Source organism: Sphingobacterium sp. LZ11T8 (assembly GCF_024261425.1).
In the GTDB taxonomy this organism is placed as follows: domain Bacteria; phylum Bacteroidota; class Bacteroidia; order Sphingobacteriales; family Sphingobacteriaceae; genus Sphingobacterium.
The window spans coordinates 74,794-92,895 of the sequence record NZ_JANBZY010000001.1; the positions used below are offsets into that span (position 1 = coordinate 74,794).

The 18,102-nt window shown below is 40.9% G+C and carries 16 protein-coding genes; 11 read left to right on the top strand and 5 right to left on the bottom strand.

Translation table 11 applies throughout. From position 1 onward, the window contains the following. The first annotated feature begins 10 nt into the window (after nucleotides 1-10). The 3 genes from NLF99_RS00335 to NLF99_RS00345 all read left to right on the top strand — a co-directional run bounded on the left by NLF99_RS00335 (nucleotide 11) and on the right by NLF99_RS00345 (nucleotide 4,094). The gene (locus NLF99_RS00335) at nucleotides 11-2,020 is read left to right on the top strand and encodes a thioredoxin domain-containing protein (RefSeq protein ID WP_254526347.1); all 2,010 of its coding nucleotides are present in this window, start codon (nucleotides 11-13) and stop codon (nucleotides 2,018-2,020) included. A 20-nt stretch (nucleotides 2,021-2,040) separates the two neighbouring features. Further along, nucleotides 2,041-2,541, top strand: a complete 501-nt coding sequence (locus NLF99_RS00340) for a peptidylprolyl isomerase (protein WP_185210923.1) — start codon at nucleotides 2,041-2,043, stop codon at nucleotides 2,539-2,541. Nucleotides 2,542-2,624: 83 nt separating this feature from the next. After that, nucleotides 2,625-4,094 carry a sulfatase gene (locus NLF99_RS00345; RefSeq protein WP_254526348.1) on the top strand — a complete coding sequence of 490 codons (1,470 nt, stop codon included), beginning with the start codon at nucleotides 2,625-2,627 and terminating at the stop codon, nucleotides 4,092-4,094. A gap of 6 nt (nucleotides 4,095-4,100) precedes the next feature. Here NLF99_RS00345 and mnmD read toward each other — a convergent pair whose 3' ends face one another. After that, nucleotides 4,101-4,766, bottom strand: a complete 666-nt coding sequence (mnmD, locus tag NLF99_RS00350; RefSeq protein WP_254526349.1) for a tRNA (5-methylaminomethyl-2-thiouridine)(34)-methyltransferase MnmD — start codon at nucleotides 4,764-4,766, stop codon at nucleotides 4,101-4,103. A 60-nt stretch (nucleotides 4,767-4,826) separates the two neighbouring features. On the opposite strand from mnmD, the gene NLF99_RS00355 reads away from it, so the two are divergent. The 5 genes from NLF99_RS00355 (at nucleotide 4,827) to NLF99_RS00375 (ending at nucleotide 11,759) form a co-directional block, all read left to right on the top strand. Beyond that, nucleotides 4,827-6,059 (top strand): dicarboxylate/amino acid:cation symporter, encoded by a 1,233-nt coding sequence (locus NLF99_RS00355; protein WP_254526350.1) that lies wholly within the window; start codon nucleotides 4,827-4,829, stop codon nucleotides 6,057-6,059. A 284-nt stretch (nucleotides 6,060-6,343) separates the two neighbouring features. Continuing rightward, a complete protein-coding gene (locus NLF99_RS00360; RefSeq protein WP_185210929.1) occupies nucleotides 6,344-6,763 on the top strand; it encodes a cytochrome c maturation protein CcmE in 420 nt (139 codons plus the stop codon). Nucleotides 6,764-6,785: 22 nt separating this feature from the next. After that, entirely contained in the window at nucleotides 6,786-9,254 is a 2,469-nt protein-coding gene (gene ccsA / locus NLF99_RS00365; protein ID WP_254526351.1) for a cytochrome c biogenesis protein CcsA, read from the top strand. Next, nucleotides 9,254-10,033, top strand: a complete 780-nt coding sequence (locus NLF99_RS00370; RefSeq protein ID WP_254526352.1) for a Rossmann-like and DUF2520 domain-containing protein — start codon at nucleotides 9,254-9,256, stop codon at nucleotides 10,031-10,033. The genes ccsA and NLF99_RS00370 overlap by 1 nt, the downstream gene beginning before the upstream one ends. A gap of 172 nt (nucleotides 10,034-10,205) precedes the next feature. Then, nucleotides 10,206-11,759, top strand: a complete 1,554-nt coding sequence (locus NLF99_RS00375) for an FMN-binding glutamate synthase family protein (RefSeq protein WP_185210935.1) — start codon at nucleotides 10,206-10,208, stop codon at nucleotides 11,757-11,759. Nucleotides 11,760-11,766: 7 nt separating this feature from the next. Here NLF99_RS00375 and NLF99_RS00380 read toward each other — a convergent pair whose 3' ends face one another. Beyond that, a complete protein-coding gene (locus NLF99_RS00380; protein WP_185210937.1) occupies nucleotides 11,767-12,210 on the bottom strand; it encodes a MarR family winged helix-turn-helix transcriptional regulator in 444 nt (147 codons plus the stop codon). Between the two features lie 89 nt (nucleotides 12,211-12,299). Between NLF99_RS00380 and NLF99_RS00385 the strand changes: the two genes are divergently transcribed. Next, on the top strand, nucleotides 12,300-12,767 hold the full coding sequence (locus NLF99_RS00385; RefSeq protein WP_185216027.1) for a hypothetical protein: 468 nt from the start codon (nucleotides 12,300-12,302) through the stop codon (nucleotides 12,765-12,767). 74 nt (nucleotides 12,768-12,841) lie between these two features. Here NLF99_RS00385 and NLF99_RS00390 read toward each other — a convergent pair whose 3' ends face one another. Both NLF99_RS00390 and NLF99_RS00395 read right to left on the bottom strand, forming a co-directional pair. After that, a complete protein-coding gene (locus tag NLF99_RS00390; RefSeq protein ID WP_185210940.1) occupies nucleotides 12,842-13,618 on the bottom strand; it encodes an amidohydrolase in 777 nt (258 codons plus the stop codon). A 70-nt stretch (nucleotides 13,619-13,688) separates the two neighbouring features. Continuing rightward, the gene (locus tag NLF99_RS00395) at nucleotides 13,689-14,666 is read right to left on the bottom strand and encodes a polyprenyl synthetase family protein (protein WP_254526353.1); all 978 of its coding nucleotides are present in this window, start codon (nucleotides 14,664-14,666) and stop codon (nucleotides 13,689-13,691) included. Nucleotides 14,667-14,779: 113 nt separating this feature from the next. On the opposite strand from NLF99_RS00395, the gene NLF99_RS00400 reads away from it, so the two are divergent. Beyond that, nucleotides 14,780-15,943 carry a glycosyltransferase family 4 protein gene (locus NLF99_RS00400; protein ID WP_254526354.1) on the top strand — a complete coding sequence of 388 codons (1,164 nt, stop codon included), beginning with the start codon at nucleotides 14,780-14,782 and terminating at the stop codon, nucleotides 15,941-15,943. Nucleotides 15,944-15,946: 3 nt separating this feature from the next. Next, entirely contained in the window at nucleotides 15,947-16,276 is a 330-nt protein-coding gene (locus NLF99_RS00405; protein WP_185210951.1) for an iron-sulfur cluster assembly protein, read from the top strand. Nucleotides 16,277-16,280: 4 nt separating this feature from the next. Here NLF99_RS00405 and uvrC read toward each other — a convergent pair whose 3' ends face one another. Further along, nucleotides 16,281-18,083 (bottom strand): excinuclease ABC subunit UvrC, encoded by a 1,803-nt coding sequence (uvrC, locus tag NLF99_RS00410; RefSeq protein ID WP_185216024.1) that lies wholly within the window; start codon nucleotides 18,081-18,083, stop codon nucleotides 16,281-16,283. Nucleotides 18,084-18,102 lie beyond the last annotated feature (19 nt).

The window sequence follows — 18,102 nt, forward strand, 5'->3', positions numbered from 1 at the left end:
TTCGTATGTTATGGCAAACAAACTACAAGGTGAAAGTTCCCCATATTTAAAGCAACATGAACATAATCCTGTTCATTGGTTTCCATGGGGTGAAGAAGCATTAAATAAGGCAAAAGAAGAGAACAAGTTAATCATCGTTAGCATTGGCTATTCGGCTTGTCACTGGTGCCATGTAATGGAACGCGAGAGCTTCGAAAATGAGGCCGTCGCGCAAACCATGAATAAGTTTTTTGTTTGCATTAAGGTGGATCGAGAAGAACGTCCCGACATTGATCAGATCTATATGATAGCGGTTCAATTAATGACTAATTCTGGTGGTTGGCCCCTGAACTGTATCTGTCTCCCAGACGGTAGACCAATTTATGGCGGAACTTATTTTAAGCCTAATGACTGGCAACAGATTCTGCTTCAGATTGCGCAAATGTGGGAGGAAAAACCGGAGGTCGCCATAGATTATGCTGAAAAACTTACCCAAGGCATCCAACAAGCTGAAAAGCTCCCCATACAGAACATTCCTGAACAATATACCCTAAGTGATATCCTCCAGGTCGTAGAACCGTGGAAGGAGCAATTTGATGGTAAAAACGGTGGTTATACTCGTGCTCCTAAATTTCCTCTCCCCAATAACTGGGTCTTTTTCTTACGTTATGGCTTCTTGAACCATGATCAAGGGGTTGTAGACCATGTTCATTTTACATTAGAAAAAATGGCAAATGGGGGCATATATGATCAGGTTGGGGGTGGTTTTGCCCGCTATTCTGTGGATGGGAAATGGCATGTTCCCCATTTTGAAAAAATGCTCTATGATAATGGTCAGCTATTGAGTCTCTATAGTGAAGCTTATCAAAACAGACCCCAAATATTATATAAAAACATTGTTGAAGAAACCATAGCTTGGGCTGAACGCGAAATGTTGGACCCAAATGGAGGTTTCTATTCTGCACTGGATGCTGATTCAGAAGGTGTAGAAGGTAAATTCTATACTTTCGACTATGCAGAATTTGATATTTTGGGTGAAGATGCTGACCTCGCAAGAAACTACTTCAACATCAAAAAGAGTGGAAATTGGACTGAAGAACAAATCAACATTCCTTTTGTGAACCCCGAGGATAATCAACTCATCGAGGAAGCGGGTTACAGTGAGGATGAATGGCAGGAACACCTAAAAGAAATAAAAGCAAAACTCCTTCAATATAGAAGCAAGAGGATTAGACCAGGATTGGACCATAAACAGTTGACTACCTGGAATGCCTTGTTCATGAAAGGGTTAATTGACTCCTATAGGACCTTTGGTAATTCCCATTTTTTAGAATTAGCAGAAGGGATTGCAACCTTTATCGAAGAGCATTGTTGCCAAAATGGCAGACTTCTTCATCAGCCGTCAGACCACAACAGAACAATTTTTGGTTTTCTAGATGATTATGCATTTACAATTGAAGCCTATATAGCTTTATACGAGGCAACCTTTGAGGAAATGTGGCTTGAGCGTGCAAAATCTTACCTAGAAATAGCGATATCCCAGTTTTTTGACGAGAATGAAACTGTATTTTATTACAGCAGTAAGGACGCTGAAGTTCTGATCGCAAGAAAAAGTGAGATTATGGACAATGTAATTCCGGCATCCTCTTCAACAATAGTGCGTTCATTGTTCAAACTCGGCGTATTATTTGATAATAGTAGGTACACGGAAATTGCAGATCGAGTTTTTGCCAATGTTTTTCCTCATATTAAAGCCTATGGTTCGGCCTATTCAAATTGGGCAATCCAACTCTTAGAACTCCACTTTGGAGTTTGGGAGATCGCAATCACGGGACATCAAGGACAGGCTTGGCGAAAGGAATTAGATCAATATTACATCCCCAATAAAATCACTTTAGGGGGAACAAAAAGCAGTCTTCCTTTGTTAGAGCATAAAAACACAGTGGAAGACAAAGCATACCTTTGTCAGAAGAAAACCTGCAGCCTTCCACAATCGTCAATTAAGGATATTATAGAATTAATAAATAATAAACAGGGATAGATTCCCACAATCTAATCAGAATGGCAGTAGAAAACAACAATGTAGTAACATTGAATTACGTTCTTCACACAATTGAAGATAACGGTGAAAAAACATTTGTAGAGCAAACAACGACTGAGAATCCTTTAACATTTTTATATGGTGTAGGCATGATGCTTCCTAAATTCGAAGAAAACATCGCTGGTTTAGCTGCTGGTGACAAAAAATCATTCGAGTTAGAAGCTGTTGATGCTTATGGCGAACGCGATGATCGTGCAATTGCACAATTACCTGCTGATATGTTCAAAGAAACTGGACTTCCTCCAGTTGGTGAAGTTCTTCCATTGCAAGACAACCAAGGAAACCAATTCCGTGCTGTTGTTGTAGAAGTAACTCCAGATGCAGTTGTTGCTGACTTGAACCACCCAATGGCTGGTAAAAAATTAAACTTCGATATCGAAATCTTAGACACTCGCGAAGCTACTCCTGAAGAATTATCTCATGGACATGCTCACGGAGCTGATGGTAACGAAGGACACTAAGAAAATTTAACACAAAAAAAAGGTCGCTGGGATTTATCTCAGCGACCTTTTTTTGCTTATATTAGTTAAAAGACCTAAGCCCTATGATTTATCGAATTCCATTGATGCTCGTAATAAGCATCCTCTTTAACACTGCCTTTGCACAAAAAAATCAGACTAAGCCTAATATTATCCTCGTCTTTATGGATGACCTTGGCTATGGTGACCTTGGAGTTACCGGAGCATTGGGATATCATACAACAGTATTGGACAGAATGGCAAACAATGGGATCCGTTTCACCAATTTCCTTGTTCCTCAAGCAGTCTGTTCAGCTTCTAGGTCGGCATTATTGACGGGTAACTATCCTAATCGAATGGGGATCAGCGGAGCATTTATGCCTTCTACTGGAGTAGGTTTGAACCCAGATGAGATCACGATGGCGGAAATGCTCAAGAGCAAAGGCTACAGCACACAGATCATCGGCAAATGGCACCTTGGAAGTGAACCTGAATTTCTTCCTACCAAACAAGGCTTTGATGCTTACTACGGAATCCCCTACTCCAACGATATGTGGCCAGTAGGCTTTGATGGTAAACCAGCAAAACCTGATACCTATGTTTCAAAATACCCTATATTACCTTTATTGAAGATAAAAACTGGACAAAGTATTCCAGATACGGTGTTGAAAATCAACAACCTCGAAGATCAAGCAGTATTGACAGAAAATTACACTAAACAGGCTCTAGACTTTATCAAGGCCAATAAAGACAATCCGTTCTTTTTGTATTTAGCCCATAGCATGACCCATGTGCCCATTACTGCTTCGAAAAAATTCAGAGGGACTTCGGACCAAGGGTTATTTGGTGATGTCATGCACGAAATAGATGATTCCATGGGTCAGATTTTCCAAACCTTAAAATCAAATGGACTGAGCGAAAATACGATTGTTATTTTCACGAGTGATAATGGTCCTTGGCTTAACTTCGGGAACCATAATGGTTCATCAGGAGGGTTTAGAGAAGGCAAAGGAGCCAGTTGGGAAGGCGGGCAGCGTGTTCCTTGCATCATCTATTGGCCAAACATGATTAAGGAAGGTCTGATCAACAACAACCTAACCAGTAGCATGGATATTTTTGCTACAGTTGCTGAGATCGTAAATTATAAAGACAATCCCAATCAGATTGATGGAATTAGCTTCTTAGCGCAGATCAAAGATCCTAAGGCAGAAGCTCCACGGAAATCCATGTACTATTATTACAACCAGAATGACCTGGAGGCTGTCCGTTTTGAGAATTGGAAGCTGGTCTTACCCCATAAATCCAGATCTTACGAAGGCATCCTTCCCGGAAATGATGGCTTTGGAGGCAATTACAAAGAACTAGAAATAAAAACCATGGAATTATACGACCTCCGTCGCGATCCTGGAGAAAGGTACAATGTCATCGAACAGAATCCAGAGGTATTAGAAAAATTACTCGAAATTGCTGATGAAGCCCGTAGAGATCTTGGAGACAACCTTACCAAGGCTGAAGGACAAAACCGAAGGCCTCTGGGCAGAATCCCTAAAAAATAAGAAATCTTAAAGCTTGGTTGCTCTCAACATTTCACGTTTTCCGGGAGCACCAGGCGCTTTTTCAATACTAAAACCCAACGCTTTCATCGCTCTTTTTAAGTTGCCCGTAATGGCATAAGTCACAAAGACACCTCCCGGTTTTAGGAACTGACAAACATGAGCTAAAGTTACAGGCGTCCACATTTCTGGCTGATGGATTTCTGCAAATGCATCAAAATAGATAACATCAAAAAGTTCATTACTATCAAAATCCATTACTTTCTGATGAGCAACTTGAACCTGCACAGCATCTAAAAGGTTGGTTTTTGAATTGATCACATTTGGATATTTTTCAATAAAATTCTCCCAAACGACGTCAGCAATATATTCCCCATAATCAGATTGCTGAATCAATTCTTGGCTCAAAGGGAAAGCCTCAATGCCAACATAATCAAGGGAAATCTGATGCTGATGGCAATAATCTGCTGTCATCAAGAAATTTAAACCCGTCCCGAATCCAATTTCCAAGACAGAAGCCGAACCACTTGATTCCTTCTCCAACCAATAGCGTAACCCTGTATTCAAAAATACATGGACACTTTCTTGATGTGCACCGTGTTTAGAATGGTAATGCTCTCCCACCTCCTCATGGTACAAAGTTTTTGAGCCATCTGCTGTTTTAACGAATTCCATTATATATTTTTGGCAAATCTAAAATAAAAACAACTATTTTAGCTTGAGCAAATTACTTAAATGAAAGAAATCCTAAAAAATTACGGAAGTATCATCTTACTTCTAATAGGTATTACTATTGGTAGTCTAATCGGAATATTCTTCCCTCAGGCAGTTGATATCCTTAAACCCATAGGTGATATTTTCTTAAACTTACTCTTTGTTTCCGTAATCCCACTCCTATTCTTTGCCATCTCATCTTCCATTGCCAATATTGAGGACAGTAACAAACTTGGAAAGACCATTGGGGTTATGACAGCGGTATTTATCGGAACGATTATCATCGCAGCCATAGCGACCATCGCAGGTCTTTGGGCATTTCCTGTCACTGCCATTTCTGATGGTTCGGCAGTCAATGAAGCCCTTTCCACCAATGCCGATGAAACATGGGGCGACCGAATTGTACGTTTTTTGAGTGTTGATGAGTTTGCCAACCTACTTTCCCGAAAAAACATTTTGGCCTTTGTCATCTTTGCCCTTTTGGTCGGGACTGCAACCCGCAAATCTGGTGAGATGGGAAAACAGTTCACTGCCTTTCTGAATGCCGGAAACAAGGTCATGGAAAACCTTTTGATCTTGGTCATGAAAGCTGGACCTGTTGGTTTAGGCGCATATTTCGCCTATCAGGTGAAGACCCTAGGTGCTGAACTCTTTGGATTCTATGCCAAGCCATTAGGGTTCTACTATGGATTTGGAGTCGTATTTTTTATCGTATTCTTCAGCCTTTATGCCTTTGTTGCAAAAGGTACATCGGGCGTAAAGTCTTATTGGAAACATAATATTTCACCATCATTAACAGCCATCAGTACCTGTAGTAGCTTGGCAACTTTGCCTGCAAACCTGATTGCTTCCAACAGGATTGGGATTCCAAAAGAAATATCTAGTATCGTGGTACCTTTGGGAAACACCCTTTACAAAAACGGATCCGCCATTTCATCTATCCTAAAGATCTATGTCGCTTTCTCCATCTTAGGATGGAATTTCTTTGAGCCAACCACTTTGATTACCGCAGTAGGCATCACCGTCTTGGTATCTATGGTTGCTGGTGGGATTCCCAATGGAGGATTTATCGGAGAAATGCTAATGATCTCCATCTATGGAATACCAAATGAAGCAGTACCATCTATTTTGATCATAGGCGCTTTAGTAGACCCATTAGCTACCGTCCTGAACGCAACAGGTGACACCGTCGCCGCGATGTTAGTCACTAGATTCTCAGGAGAAAAATTTAATCCAGAACAAGCTGAAGCTTAATAAATAAGGATAAAAGAATATAAGAAAGCTCATTCAAAAACATTAATTTGGCTGAGCTTTCTTATTTGAATCACTTTTATTACAAAAGCCTGAAATTAGATTTTACTGGAAATCAAGAATCTAATACTCCCAACACATCCGCAAGTACTTACATTTAAGATACTTACAAAAAATAATGTAACTTAAATAGAAACATTCTAAATAACCCAATTTCATTGCTAAATTCATTCCTTGCACTACTATTTCGTAATTTTGCAGTTGGTTAATATTATATTCATATAGAGATGAAGAAAAGTTCGATCATTTTAATTGTAATTATAGCGATAGCTATTGCGATGATACTTGTGATCTATACCGATTCTAGTACATATTCAACATTTACTGAGGCGAGGGAAAAGAAGACAGAGATCTATGTAGTAGGTGTTTTGAATAAACAAAAAGATCTGCATTATGATCCTGTGAAGGATGCAAATCATTTCTCTTTTTACATGTTTGACAATGACAGTACAGAGTGTCAGGTAGTATTCAATGGTTCTAAACCTCAGGATATCGAGCGATCTGAACAAATTGTTTTGACCGGTAAAATGGAAGGTAATGTTTTCCATGCCAGCAAGATTTTGATGAAATGTCCTTCGAAATACAATCAGGATCAAATGGAGGTGATTGAAACATCATCTACCCCAGCAACAGCATCAGTCAATTAACAATTCAATACCTCAATATTCTATGGACGTAAATTACGTTGGAGAAAATCTACTTCCAGGTCAAATTGGACAGTTTTTCGTAGTCCTTTCTTTTGGAGCAGCATTATTATCCTTCATTTCCTATTTCTTTGCAACCAAATACCCTGAAGAAAAATCTTGGAAACAATTAGGGCGTATTGGCTTTTGGCTAAATGCCCTGTCAATCGTTGTCATTGGTGCCACCCTTTTTTATATCATTTACAATCACCTTTTCGTATATCACTATGCCTACGCGCATTCGTCGATGACCTTGCCTACCCATTATATCATTTCATCATTCTGGGAAGGACAAGAGGGAAGTTTCTGGCTATGGATGTTCTGGCAAGTGGTCATGGGATCAATCCTAGTATTCAAGGCGAAAAGCTGGGAAAGCCCGGTAATGACCTTCGTCATGCTATGTCAACTTTTCTTGGCGTCCATGCTTTTAGGTGTAGAGGTCTTCGGTTCCCGCATTGGTAGTTCACCATTTATTTTGCTTAGGGATGCCATGAACTGGCCTATCTTAAAGGATCCGAATTACCTAAGCATGATCAAGGATGGCCGTGGATTAAACCCATTGTTACAGAACTATTGGATGGTTATCCACCCTCCTACCTTATTCTTAGGCTTTGCATCTATGATCGTTCCTTTTGCTTACGCAGCAGCTGGACTTTGGCAAAAACGCTATAAAGAATGGATCAATCCAGGATTGCCTTGGGCATTATTCGCAGTAATGATCCTTGGCGCAGGTATCATCATGGGATCTTTCTGGGCATATGAAGCACTGAACTTTGGTGGCTTTTGGGCTTGGGACCCCGTTGAAAACGTATCGATCATTCCTTGGTTGACCTTGATTGCTGCCGTTCACGTCATGGTAGCTTATAAAAATACCGGACATGCTTACTTCACTGCCGTATTCTTGGCAATGATCAGCTTTGTCCTTGTAATCTATGCTTCGTATCTGACACGTAGCGGCATTTTGGGCGAAACATCGGTACACTCCTTCACCAGTTTAGGGATGTCCGGGCAGCTTATCATCTTCAACCTGATTTTCCTGATCATTATGATCGTGTTATTGGTTGCAAGAAGAAAAGAAATGCCAAGCACCAAGAAAGAAGAAGAAATATATTCGCGCGAATTTTGGTTATTCATCGGTGCATTGGTCCTTACTGTTGCCTGTGTTCAGATGATCGCAACGACCTCCATTCCCGTATTCAATGCTTTGTTTGGAACAAAGGTAGCCCCTCCGGTAGACCCAATTCCTCACTATAACAAATGGCAAGGTGCATTTGCAGTTGTCGTTATGCTATTAACTGCATTTACACAATTCCTAAAATACAAACGCACCGATAGCAAGAAGTTCTGGGCAGCTACTTTGGCATCCTTTATCTTCGCTTTGGTCATTTCAGCAGCTATCGTTTACTTCACAAACATTTACACCAACATCATGTTCATCCTGATCACCTTTACTTCGGTGTTCGCAATCTTGGTGAACTTAAGGGTATTGGGTGATTCGTTCAAAGGTAAATGGCGATTGGCAGGATCAGCTGTATCCCATATTGGTTTTGGTCTTTTGCTGATTGGAGCTTTAATCGCCGCAGCTACCAACGAAGTGGTTTCTGTAAACAGCAGTAACTATATCGCCGTAGCAGGATTTGACCAAGTTGAAAAACCAGGAGACAACCTTTTCTTAACAGAAGGTGAACCTGTAGATATGGGAAAATACAAGATCACTTACATCGGTGACTCTGTTGCCAAACCGAACGTTTTTTACAAAATCAAATACGATGAAATAGACGAAGAGACTGGAAACATCAAAAACTCCTTTGTCTTAAAGCCTTTTGCGCAGAACAACCCGCAAATGGGTGGATTGATCGGAACTCCAGGAACTAAACATTTCCTTACCCATGACATCTATACGGTTATCACCGCAGCAGCTTCTGATTCCCAGAAACCAGCTGAACAGGATGCTCAGGAAGGAAGCGCTGGTTTTGAAGAGTATGAAGAACCTGCAACCTATGAGGTCAATGTTGGTGATACCCTTCGTTATAGAAATGGATTCTATGTAATCCAAGGTATCAACAAGGATGCTAAATTGGAAAACATGCCAAAAGCTGACGATGACATTTTGGTTGGATTAAAGATCAAGGTCGTTGCTTCAGATGGCAAGGAATTCCCAGTAGAACCAATCTTTTTGATCAAAGGTGGCAATACCTTCGATTTCTATAAAGATGTCCCAGAACAAGGCCTAAGATTCAGATTTACGAAGATTATGCCGGAGAAGAACAAACTGGAATTAATGGCTTACCAAAAACCTCTTCCTGAAAAGAAATGGGTGGTATTCAAAGCCATCAAATTCCCTTATATCAACTTCTTCTGGTGTGGTACCATCGTCATGACCATTGGTTTTGGGATGGCCATTTATCGTAGGTTAAAAGACAATAAAATTAAAGAAGCTAAACAAGCAGCATAATGAATATCGTCCTCATCGGCAGTGGAAATATTGCGACCCACCTAGGGAAAGCATTCACTGATGCTGGACATCATGTCGCTCAAGTATATTCTAGAACATTAGCCAATGCCAATGCATTGGCTAATGTTTTATCCGCTCAAGCCATCGATAACTTAGCTCAACTGGATCCAAATGCCGACCTCTATCTTTTGGCCGTTTCTGATTCAGCAATCGCTGAGCTTGCTCAAAACCTTCCGAATGATCTGGAAGGCACCATTGCCCATTGCTCTGGTGCCACTGATGTTGAAGTCCTCAAGGACTTCAAAAACCACGGAGTGATCTACCCTGTTCAAAGTTTTTCTAAGCACAAGGAATTAGACCTGAACCATACCCCCTTCGGCATTGAAGGAAACAATGAAAAATCCGAACAAGTACTCTTGCAACTAGCCAGAGAGATTTCAGATAATACATTCGCTTGCAATTCACAACAGAGACTTGCCCTGCATGTCTCCGCTGTTTTTGCCAATAACTTCAGCAACGCTCTTTTCCAGCTTTCCTTTGATCTGCTCAAAGAGCATAATTTACCCTTCGATCTCATCCGCCCGATCATCCAGGCAACGGCAGAAAAAGTGCAAAATCACGAACCTAGACAGGTTCAGACAGGACCTGCAGCAAGAAATGACAAAACAACCATGGTTACGCATTTCAACTTTCTTAGCCCCCATCCTGATTGGCAACTTATTTACCAAAAAATATCGGACCTTATTATTAAAACAAGAGAGAATAATTCAGAAAATTAACAATTCAATAAATCTTTAAACTTCTTACTAATTTTTTCATAATACCCTCTGAACTTGCTAATTTTGCATGCAAATAACCGGTTATAGGGTTCTCGTTCCGTTTATGGCACATTTATGGCGGAACCTAGACTGTGGTAATAAATTATAATAAATTTAGCATAATAATTTCATCATGCAGGTAAGAAAACTCATCCTAGGGATCATTATTTTAGTAAACCTAATAATTATCTCTTTTGGTGTCATCTTTACTCCAAAATGGTTTTGGTTGTTACTGATTCCATTCCCGCTCTTAATCATCGCCCTATATCACAGTTTCCAAACGAAACATGCGATCTTAAGAAACTATCCCGTGGTTGGATACTTCCGTTATTTCTTGGAGTCCATCCGCCCAGAATTAAGACAGTACTTCTGGGAGTCTGATACAGATGGTAGACCTTTCAACAGACGTCAGCGTTCAATCGTTTATCAACGTGCGAAAAACCAACGTGAAACTGTTGCCTTCGGTATGCAAAGCGACCCGCAGGCTGTAGGAAACGAATGGGCTGCCCACAGTATCTTCCCTGTTCATATCGAGGATCATAATTTGCGTACTACAGTAGGTAATGCTGCCTGTAAGCAACCTTATAGCTTAAGTGTGTTCAACATCTCCGCAATGAGTTACGGTGCATTGAGCCGCACTGCGATTACTGCGTTAAATAAAGGTGCTGCTTTGCAAAACTTTGCCCACAATACCGGTGAAGGTGGTATTTCACAATACCATATCAATGGTGGTGACCTGATTTGGCAAGTGGGTACCGGTTACTTCGGCTGTAGGGATGAAAATGGTTACTTTGAACCAAACCTGTTCCGTGAAAAATCGACACGCCCTTATGTGAAAATGATCGAATTGAAACTATCTCAAGGTGCAAAGCCTGGTCATGGAGGTATCCTTCCGGCTGCAAAAAACACCCCTGAGGTTGCCGCAATCCGTCACGTTGTTCCGGGTACCGATGTTATGTCCCCTCCGGCACACAGTTCATTCAAAACTCCTGTAGAGATGATGAACTTCGTCCAAAAGCTGCGTGAACTTTCTGATTACAAACCTGTAGGGTTCAAACTTTGTATCGGTGATAAACAAGAGTTCATCGAAATCTGCCAGGCGATGCAAGAAACCCAGATCATGCCTGACTTCATCTCTATCGATGGATCAGAAGGTGGTACCGGTGCTGCTCCTTTGGAATTCACGGACAACTTGGGTATGCCGCTTTACGATGCCTTGGCTTTCGTAACTACGACCTTGATCAACTTCGGATTAAAGAAACATATCAAGATCATCGTTTCAAGTAGAATCGTTACGGGGTTTGATATCCTGAAAGTGATCGCTTTAGGTGCAGATGCATGCTATAGCGCACGTGGAATGATGTTCGCATTAGGCTGTATCCAAGCCCTGAAATGTAATGAAGACGTATGTCCGGTAGGTGTTGCAACTCAACAGCCACACCTTTACAAAGGATTGGATGTAGAAGATAAATATGTGCGTGTAGCACAGTTCCACCGTAACACATTACGTGCTACCGTAGAAATCATGGAAGCCTGTGGTTTCAATAGCCTCGATGAGGTCAATGCCGACAAATTCTTCCGTAAGGTCGATAGTCAGAATACCCTAAGCTTCCAAGATATATACTTTAAGAATACAGGTAAATTGGTAAACAACCGCAGCGACTTCGCTCCGGAAGTGTTTGATTAAGCCAAGCTTACTTCAAGTTATTAAAAACTATCTCTAAAAGCTGTTGGGCCTGTTTCATAGAGTTTCTATCAACACCCGCCATAGCTTCAGAGATAGTTTTTTCTGCTTGTTGCATACACTTATCCTTGATTTTATGGCCCTGTGCCGTTAGATAGATCTGGTTTGCCCGTTTGTCCCCAGAACTGCTCACCCGCACCAATAGCTTCTGTTTTTCTAGATTGGAAATCAAACGCGATACACTGGGCTTGTCGCGAAAGGTCAGCTTGGCAATCTCCTGTTGGCTCAATCCCTCCGATTCCCATAGGAAATAAAGGACGCTCCATTGCTCCGCTGTAATATGAAGTCCACTATCCTTAAAGTTCCTTTGCAACCGTCTGCCGATTGCTGTCGAAACTCTCCCCGTTAAGAATGAATAGAATTCATTGGCATAATAAGTCTCATTTGTGATCATATCAGGTTAATTTGGTAATAAAGTTGTTGATGCAATTAAATGATTAATTGCTGTAAATGCAAATTATTTATCCATGTTAAATAATTTCAATGAAAAATTTAGCTATTTTTATAGATATGGATAATCCTATTTTAATCATTCTTATCGTTATCGGCAGTGTAATCTACAAGATTTACCAAGGCTACCAAGAAGAGCAAGAAAAAGCTAAAAAAAGATTGGAAGAGCTCAAAAAGAAGCTTCCAAACCAAAATCCATTTCAACAAACTAAACCAGCCCCTGCCCCCGTACAGACCACTAAACCTGCCCCAAAACCTGTCGTGTTCCAAAAACCCAAACAGGTAGAAACCTATAGCGAGATTCCATCTTACGATGAAGTGGAAATAGCAAGGCAAAGAAAAATAGAACAGAAAAGATTGGCTGCTGAAAAAAGACTCAAAGAAGAGAAATTGAAATCCGAAAGAAAACCAATGGAAGTCATAGATTTAGAGCCTCAGCACTTTAACCTACGTCAAGCCATCATCCAACAAGCAGTCTTAGAAAGACCGTATAAGGATTGATAAACCCTCTTGATCCACTGAATCAGAAATAAATTGAATTTCAAATTGGCCTAACTCTTATCCGTTCCTATGAACTATAAGAATTTAAATTGGTCTTGGTCCTTCAGGAAAGGAAATTGCTCTCTACTTTCCTCCAGATCTTTAGGGTTCAGGGTAAAGGTATACAGGTCTTCATCCTCTGGCTTATAGTAAACTACATCCCCATTCGGCGAGATACACATCGATCCACCTGAATAATATACTTCTTTCCCATCATGGCCTACTCGGTTCACACCGATTACAAATGCCTGATTTTCAATTGCACGTGCCGGTATCAAGGCTCGCCAATGCGATGATCGCTTGTCTGGCCAACTCGCCGTATAGACCATCAGATCATATGCCCCATTCTGATTCCTTGACCAAGTCGGAAACCGAAGGTCATAACAGATCATCGGACAGATCCTCCAACCTTTCAACTGGAAGATAATACGCGATTGTCCCGCAGTGAAGACTTTATCCTCGCCTGCCATTGAAAATAAATGCCTCTTATCATAATGTACAAAGCTGCCATCTGGCGACATCCACACAAATCGATTGAAATACTTACTGTCTTCCTCAATGATTAAGGTACCTGCTACTACACATTCAAACTTCTTCGCTGTCTCATACAACCAATGCATGGTCTTGCCATTCATGGTCTCTGCACATTTTTCCACATTCGTGGTAAAGCCTGTATTGAACATCTCTGGCAAAATAATCAGATCCGTTTTCTCACGCAATGAAGACAACCTTAATCCTAAATTCTGAAGGTTCTTATCTACATTCTCCCAAAAAAGGTATGCTTGAAATATGGTGATTTTTAGTGGCTCCATTAATGTCCTTAGCTCTATTAATTCGTTTTCTGTTTTCACCAAATTATAAAAATCTTGGCAATTTTCATAATTAGCGTGTACGGTGCATCAAAGTATCTGCTAAATTCTTCAATTCCACCTTCTGCGATTCAGGAACGGCAATTTCTTCCAATTTATTGTAAGCCAGATCCATAAATCGCAACTTAATTTCTTCAGCATGCCTGTCGATATTAAATCTCGCATATAGATTTTTCATTCGGCTTACTTTCTCTGTATCTTTTATACCCTCCGAATTGATCAGTTCCACAAACTCAGCCCTAGCGGAATCATCAATCAAATGCTCTGTCTTTATCCGTAAATACGTCTTCTTGTTGCATAGGATATCACCGCCTACCTGCTTTCCAAAAGTCTTTGGATCTCCGTAAACATCTAGGTAATCATCTTGAAGCTGAAAGGCTATCCCTAGGTTCACTCCAAAATCATAGATCAATTGTTGCTGTTGCTTATCAGCATGCGCCAATATCGCTCCCATTTGCAGTGCTCCACCAAGTAAAACCGATGTTTTCAAACGGATCATATTCAGATAATCATCCTCGGAAACATCTGCCATTTTCTCGAAATCCATATCCAACTGCTGCCCTTCGCATACTTCCAAAGCGATCTTACTGAACACATGCAATAAGCTTGGGATACGGTCAGCAGGACTTTTTCCCAATTCTTGGTAGGCTTTCACCAATAAGGCATCTCCAGATAGGATCGCAACATTATCGTTCCATTTCTGATGAACCGTCTCCTTGCCCCTTCTCAAAGGTGCCCGATCCATAATATCATCATGTATCAACGAGAAATTATGGAAATATTCAATGGCTATACTTGCAGGAAGGACCTCCTCCAAATTTTCCTTACCAAACAACTTTGCTCCCATCAGCACCAACATCGGTCGGATGCGCTTGCCAGCCAAGGAAAGGATATAAGCTATTGGATCATATAAGTCGGCAGGTTGTTTTGGAAACTCAGCATTTTGAATATATCCAGCAATCAACTTGCCATAGGGATGCTGTTCGAACATAATCTTGTAAAATTAGGACGAAGATAACAATTTGAGACGGAATAGCTGAAGCCTTAGGATTTGATTTTAGCCTTTTAACATGTAAATTGCAGGGAACTTTTAAGGATCTACTCATGCGCATACTCATCATTCACAATCAATACCAACATATAGGCGGCGAGGATTTTGTCATGGGTCAAGAAATGGAAGCTTTAAGAAAGAACCATGAAGTAGATCTTTATACCGTACGCAATGTCAAAGGGGCAAAAGGATACCTACAATACCTGCTTTACCCCATAAATTGGCCCGAGGTAAAAAAAATTAAGGAACGCATCGAAACCTTCAAACCGGATATTGTTCATATCCACAATATGCATTATGCTTTAGGTCCACTGTTTATCCTTCATATCAAAAAAATGAAAATTCCGATGGTCATGACCCTGCATAATTTCAGGTTGATCTGCCCTTCGGCAACCTTGTTTTATGATGGAAACATTTACTTAAAGTCCATCAATGCAGACTTCCCATGGGATGCCGTTAAGAAGAAAGTATTGGAAAACTCCCTTATCAAAACCTTCTGGACAGCTTTCACCTATTGGATCCATAGAAAAAGAGGCACCTTTAAGGCAATAGACCGCTACATCGTACTCTCTGAATTTTCCAAATCCATCTTTGCAAAGTCCAAGTTCAATGTTCCAATGGATAAATTCACCGTCAGACCAAACTTCGTAAAAGTGGCAAACGTGAACAAGGAGTACCCATCTGATTATTTTATCTATGTTGGTCGATTATCGGAAGAAAAGGGCATAATTCCTTTATTACACGCTTGGAAAGCAACCGATCATCAGATTAAGATCTATGGAACTGGGCCCTTACAGAAAGAGGTGGAATTGATCTGTAGCCATAGCCCAAACATGCAGTACATGGGTTTCCAGGACAAACAGACCTTGAGCAATCAAATCGCATCTGCCTCCGCTGTCATCGTACCATCGGTATGCTACGAATCCATGCCCTTAGCCGTTCTGGAAGCTTATGCGCTCGGTACCCCAGTCATTGCCAGTAGTATTGGCATTTTAAATGAAATGGTTGTACCTTTGTATACTGGGTTATTGTTTGACCCCCACAACCATATCAATATGGTTCAGACATTGGCAGAATGGATAGCACTCCCCAAAGAGAAGATCCTGGAAATCAAAGCAAACTGCCAAAAAGAATATTTAGATAAATACAGCCAACCCATTGCAATGGATGAACTTGAAAGAATCTATGCAGAGGTTCTGGCTGATTCAAAAAATTAAGATATGAATATAATCATCATGGATAGGTTGGGCCTTGCTCCTCAAATTCAAGAAGCCCTGGCTACAATTTACGACCCCGAATTAAAACCTGCTAACATATTGGACCTAGGATTGATCTATGAAATCATTACCAAGGAAAATAAAAAAGCGAAAATCGTCATGACATTGACTGCTCCTGCATGTCCTGTGGCCGGACAGATCATGGATGAGGTGCAACAAAAAGTTGCTGCAATCGAGGGTATCGAAGAGGCTGTCGTTGAACTTACCTTCGATCCGCCTTGGACGAAAGACATGATGTCTGAAGAAGCTAAACTGGAATTAGGATTTATGTAAAAATCTAGCTCTTTTCAGCAAAATACGTTTTAAGTGCTTGCATCTGTTTTAGATTAAGCACTTTTTTTAATTCTTCTTCTGAAGCTTCCCGAACCTTCTTCACCGATTTAAAAGTCTTCAATAGCTTCTCGACCGTAACCTTACCAATACCTGGAATATTGTCCAGCTCCGAAACAAAGGTTTTCCGACTCCGCTGGTTTCGGTGGAAGGTGATACCGAATCGATGCGCTTCATCCCGCAGGTGCTGAATGATCTTTAAGGTTTCCGATTTTTTATCTAGATATAATGGATACTGATCTCCCGGATAATAGAGTTCTTCCAATCGTTTGGCAATACCGATTACAGTGACCTGCTTTTCTATCCCCAACAACTTCAAACTCTTCAAAGCAGCCCCTAATTGCCCTTTACCACCATCAATGATGATCAGTTGAGGCAACGTTTGGTCTTCATCCAAAAGTCTTCTATACCGCCTAAAAACAGCCTCCTCCATCGTCGCAAAATCATTTGGTCCTTCAACTGTCTTTACATTGAAATGCCTATAGTCTTTTTTCGAAGGTTTGGAATCCTTGAAAACCACGACCGCTGAAACAGGATAGTTCCCCTGTATATTCGAGTTATCAAAACATTCTATATGTTTTGGCAATTGCGGCAAGCGAAGGTCCTTTTGCATTTGCTTCAAGATCCTGTCCGTCTTCACCTCGGGGTTGAGCTTCTCATATTGCAATAGGCGCTCCTTCTTAAAGTAGGCCACGTTCTTTTGCGAAAGCTCCAATAATTTCTTTTTATCACCTAGCTTAGGCACATGGAACTTGATATCCTCATTGCCTTCAATATCCAATTCAAAAGGAACGATGATCTCCCTGGAATGGCTTCTGAATCGCGATCTCAACTGCGGAATGGCAATGGCCAGTAATTCCTCATTGGTTTCATCCAACCGTTTTTTCAATTCGACGGTCTGGGTCTGGATCACGACGCCGTTTACTACCTTCAGGAAGTTTACAAAGGCATAATTATCTTCAGATGCTATACTGAATACGTCAACATTCGTAATGGAAGAACTAACTACGGTGGACTTGCTTTGATAGTTGGATAGCTTATCCAACTTGACCTTCAGTTTATGCGCCCCCTCAAAATCCATTTGCTGAACGGCTTCGTTCATCTGTTCCTTGATCCGATTGGTCACTACCGCGATCTTACCGTTCAGGATATCCTTGATGTCAGAAAGGTTCTCATCATAGCTAGCCTCCGATTGATACCCTTCACAAGGACCTAAACAGTTGCCTAACTGATATTCCAAACAGACCTTAAACTTCCCTTTCGAAATATTCTCCTGGGTCAGGCTCAGGTTACAGGTACGCAATGGGAATAACTCCCTGATCATGTCCAGGATGATATGCATCATCCCTACAGAAGCATAGGGGCCGTAGTATTTGGAACCGTCCTTGATGTATTTACGGGTCCAGAATATTCTCGGAAAGGGTTCATTCTTGATGACGATCCAAGGATAGGTCTTGTCATCCTTGAGCATGACGTTATATCGAGGCTGATGTTTTTTGATCAGGTTATTTTCCAATAACCAGGCATCAATTTCGGTATCGACAATGGTAAAGGCAATCCGTCTGATCTTCCGGACCAATACCCTAGTTTTGCTGTTGAGTTGGTTTTCGTTGACAAAATAAGAGCCAACCCTATTCCGCAGGTTCTTCGCCTTCCCTACATAGATCAGCGTATCATCCTTATCAAAATACTGATAAACCCCAGGTTTATGGGGAATCTTGGTCAATTCTTTCTTATAGTCAAATTCCATCGTAGCAAAAAAAACAGAC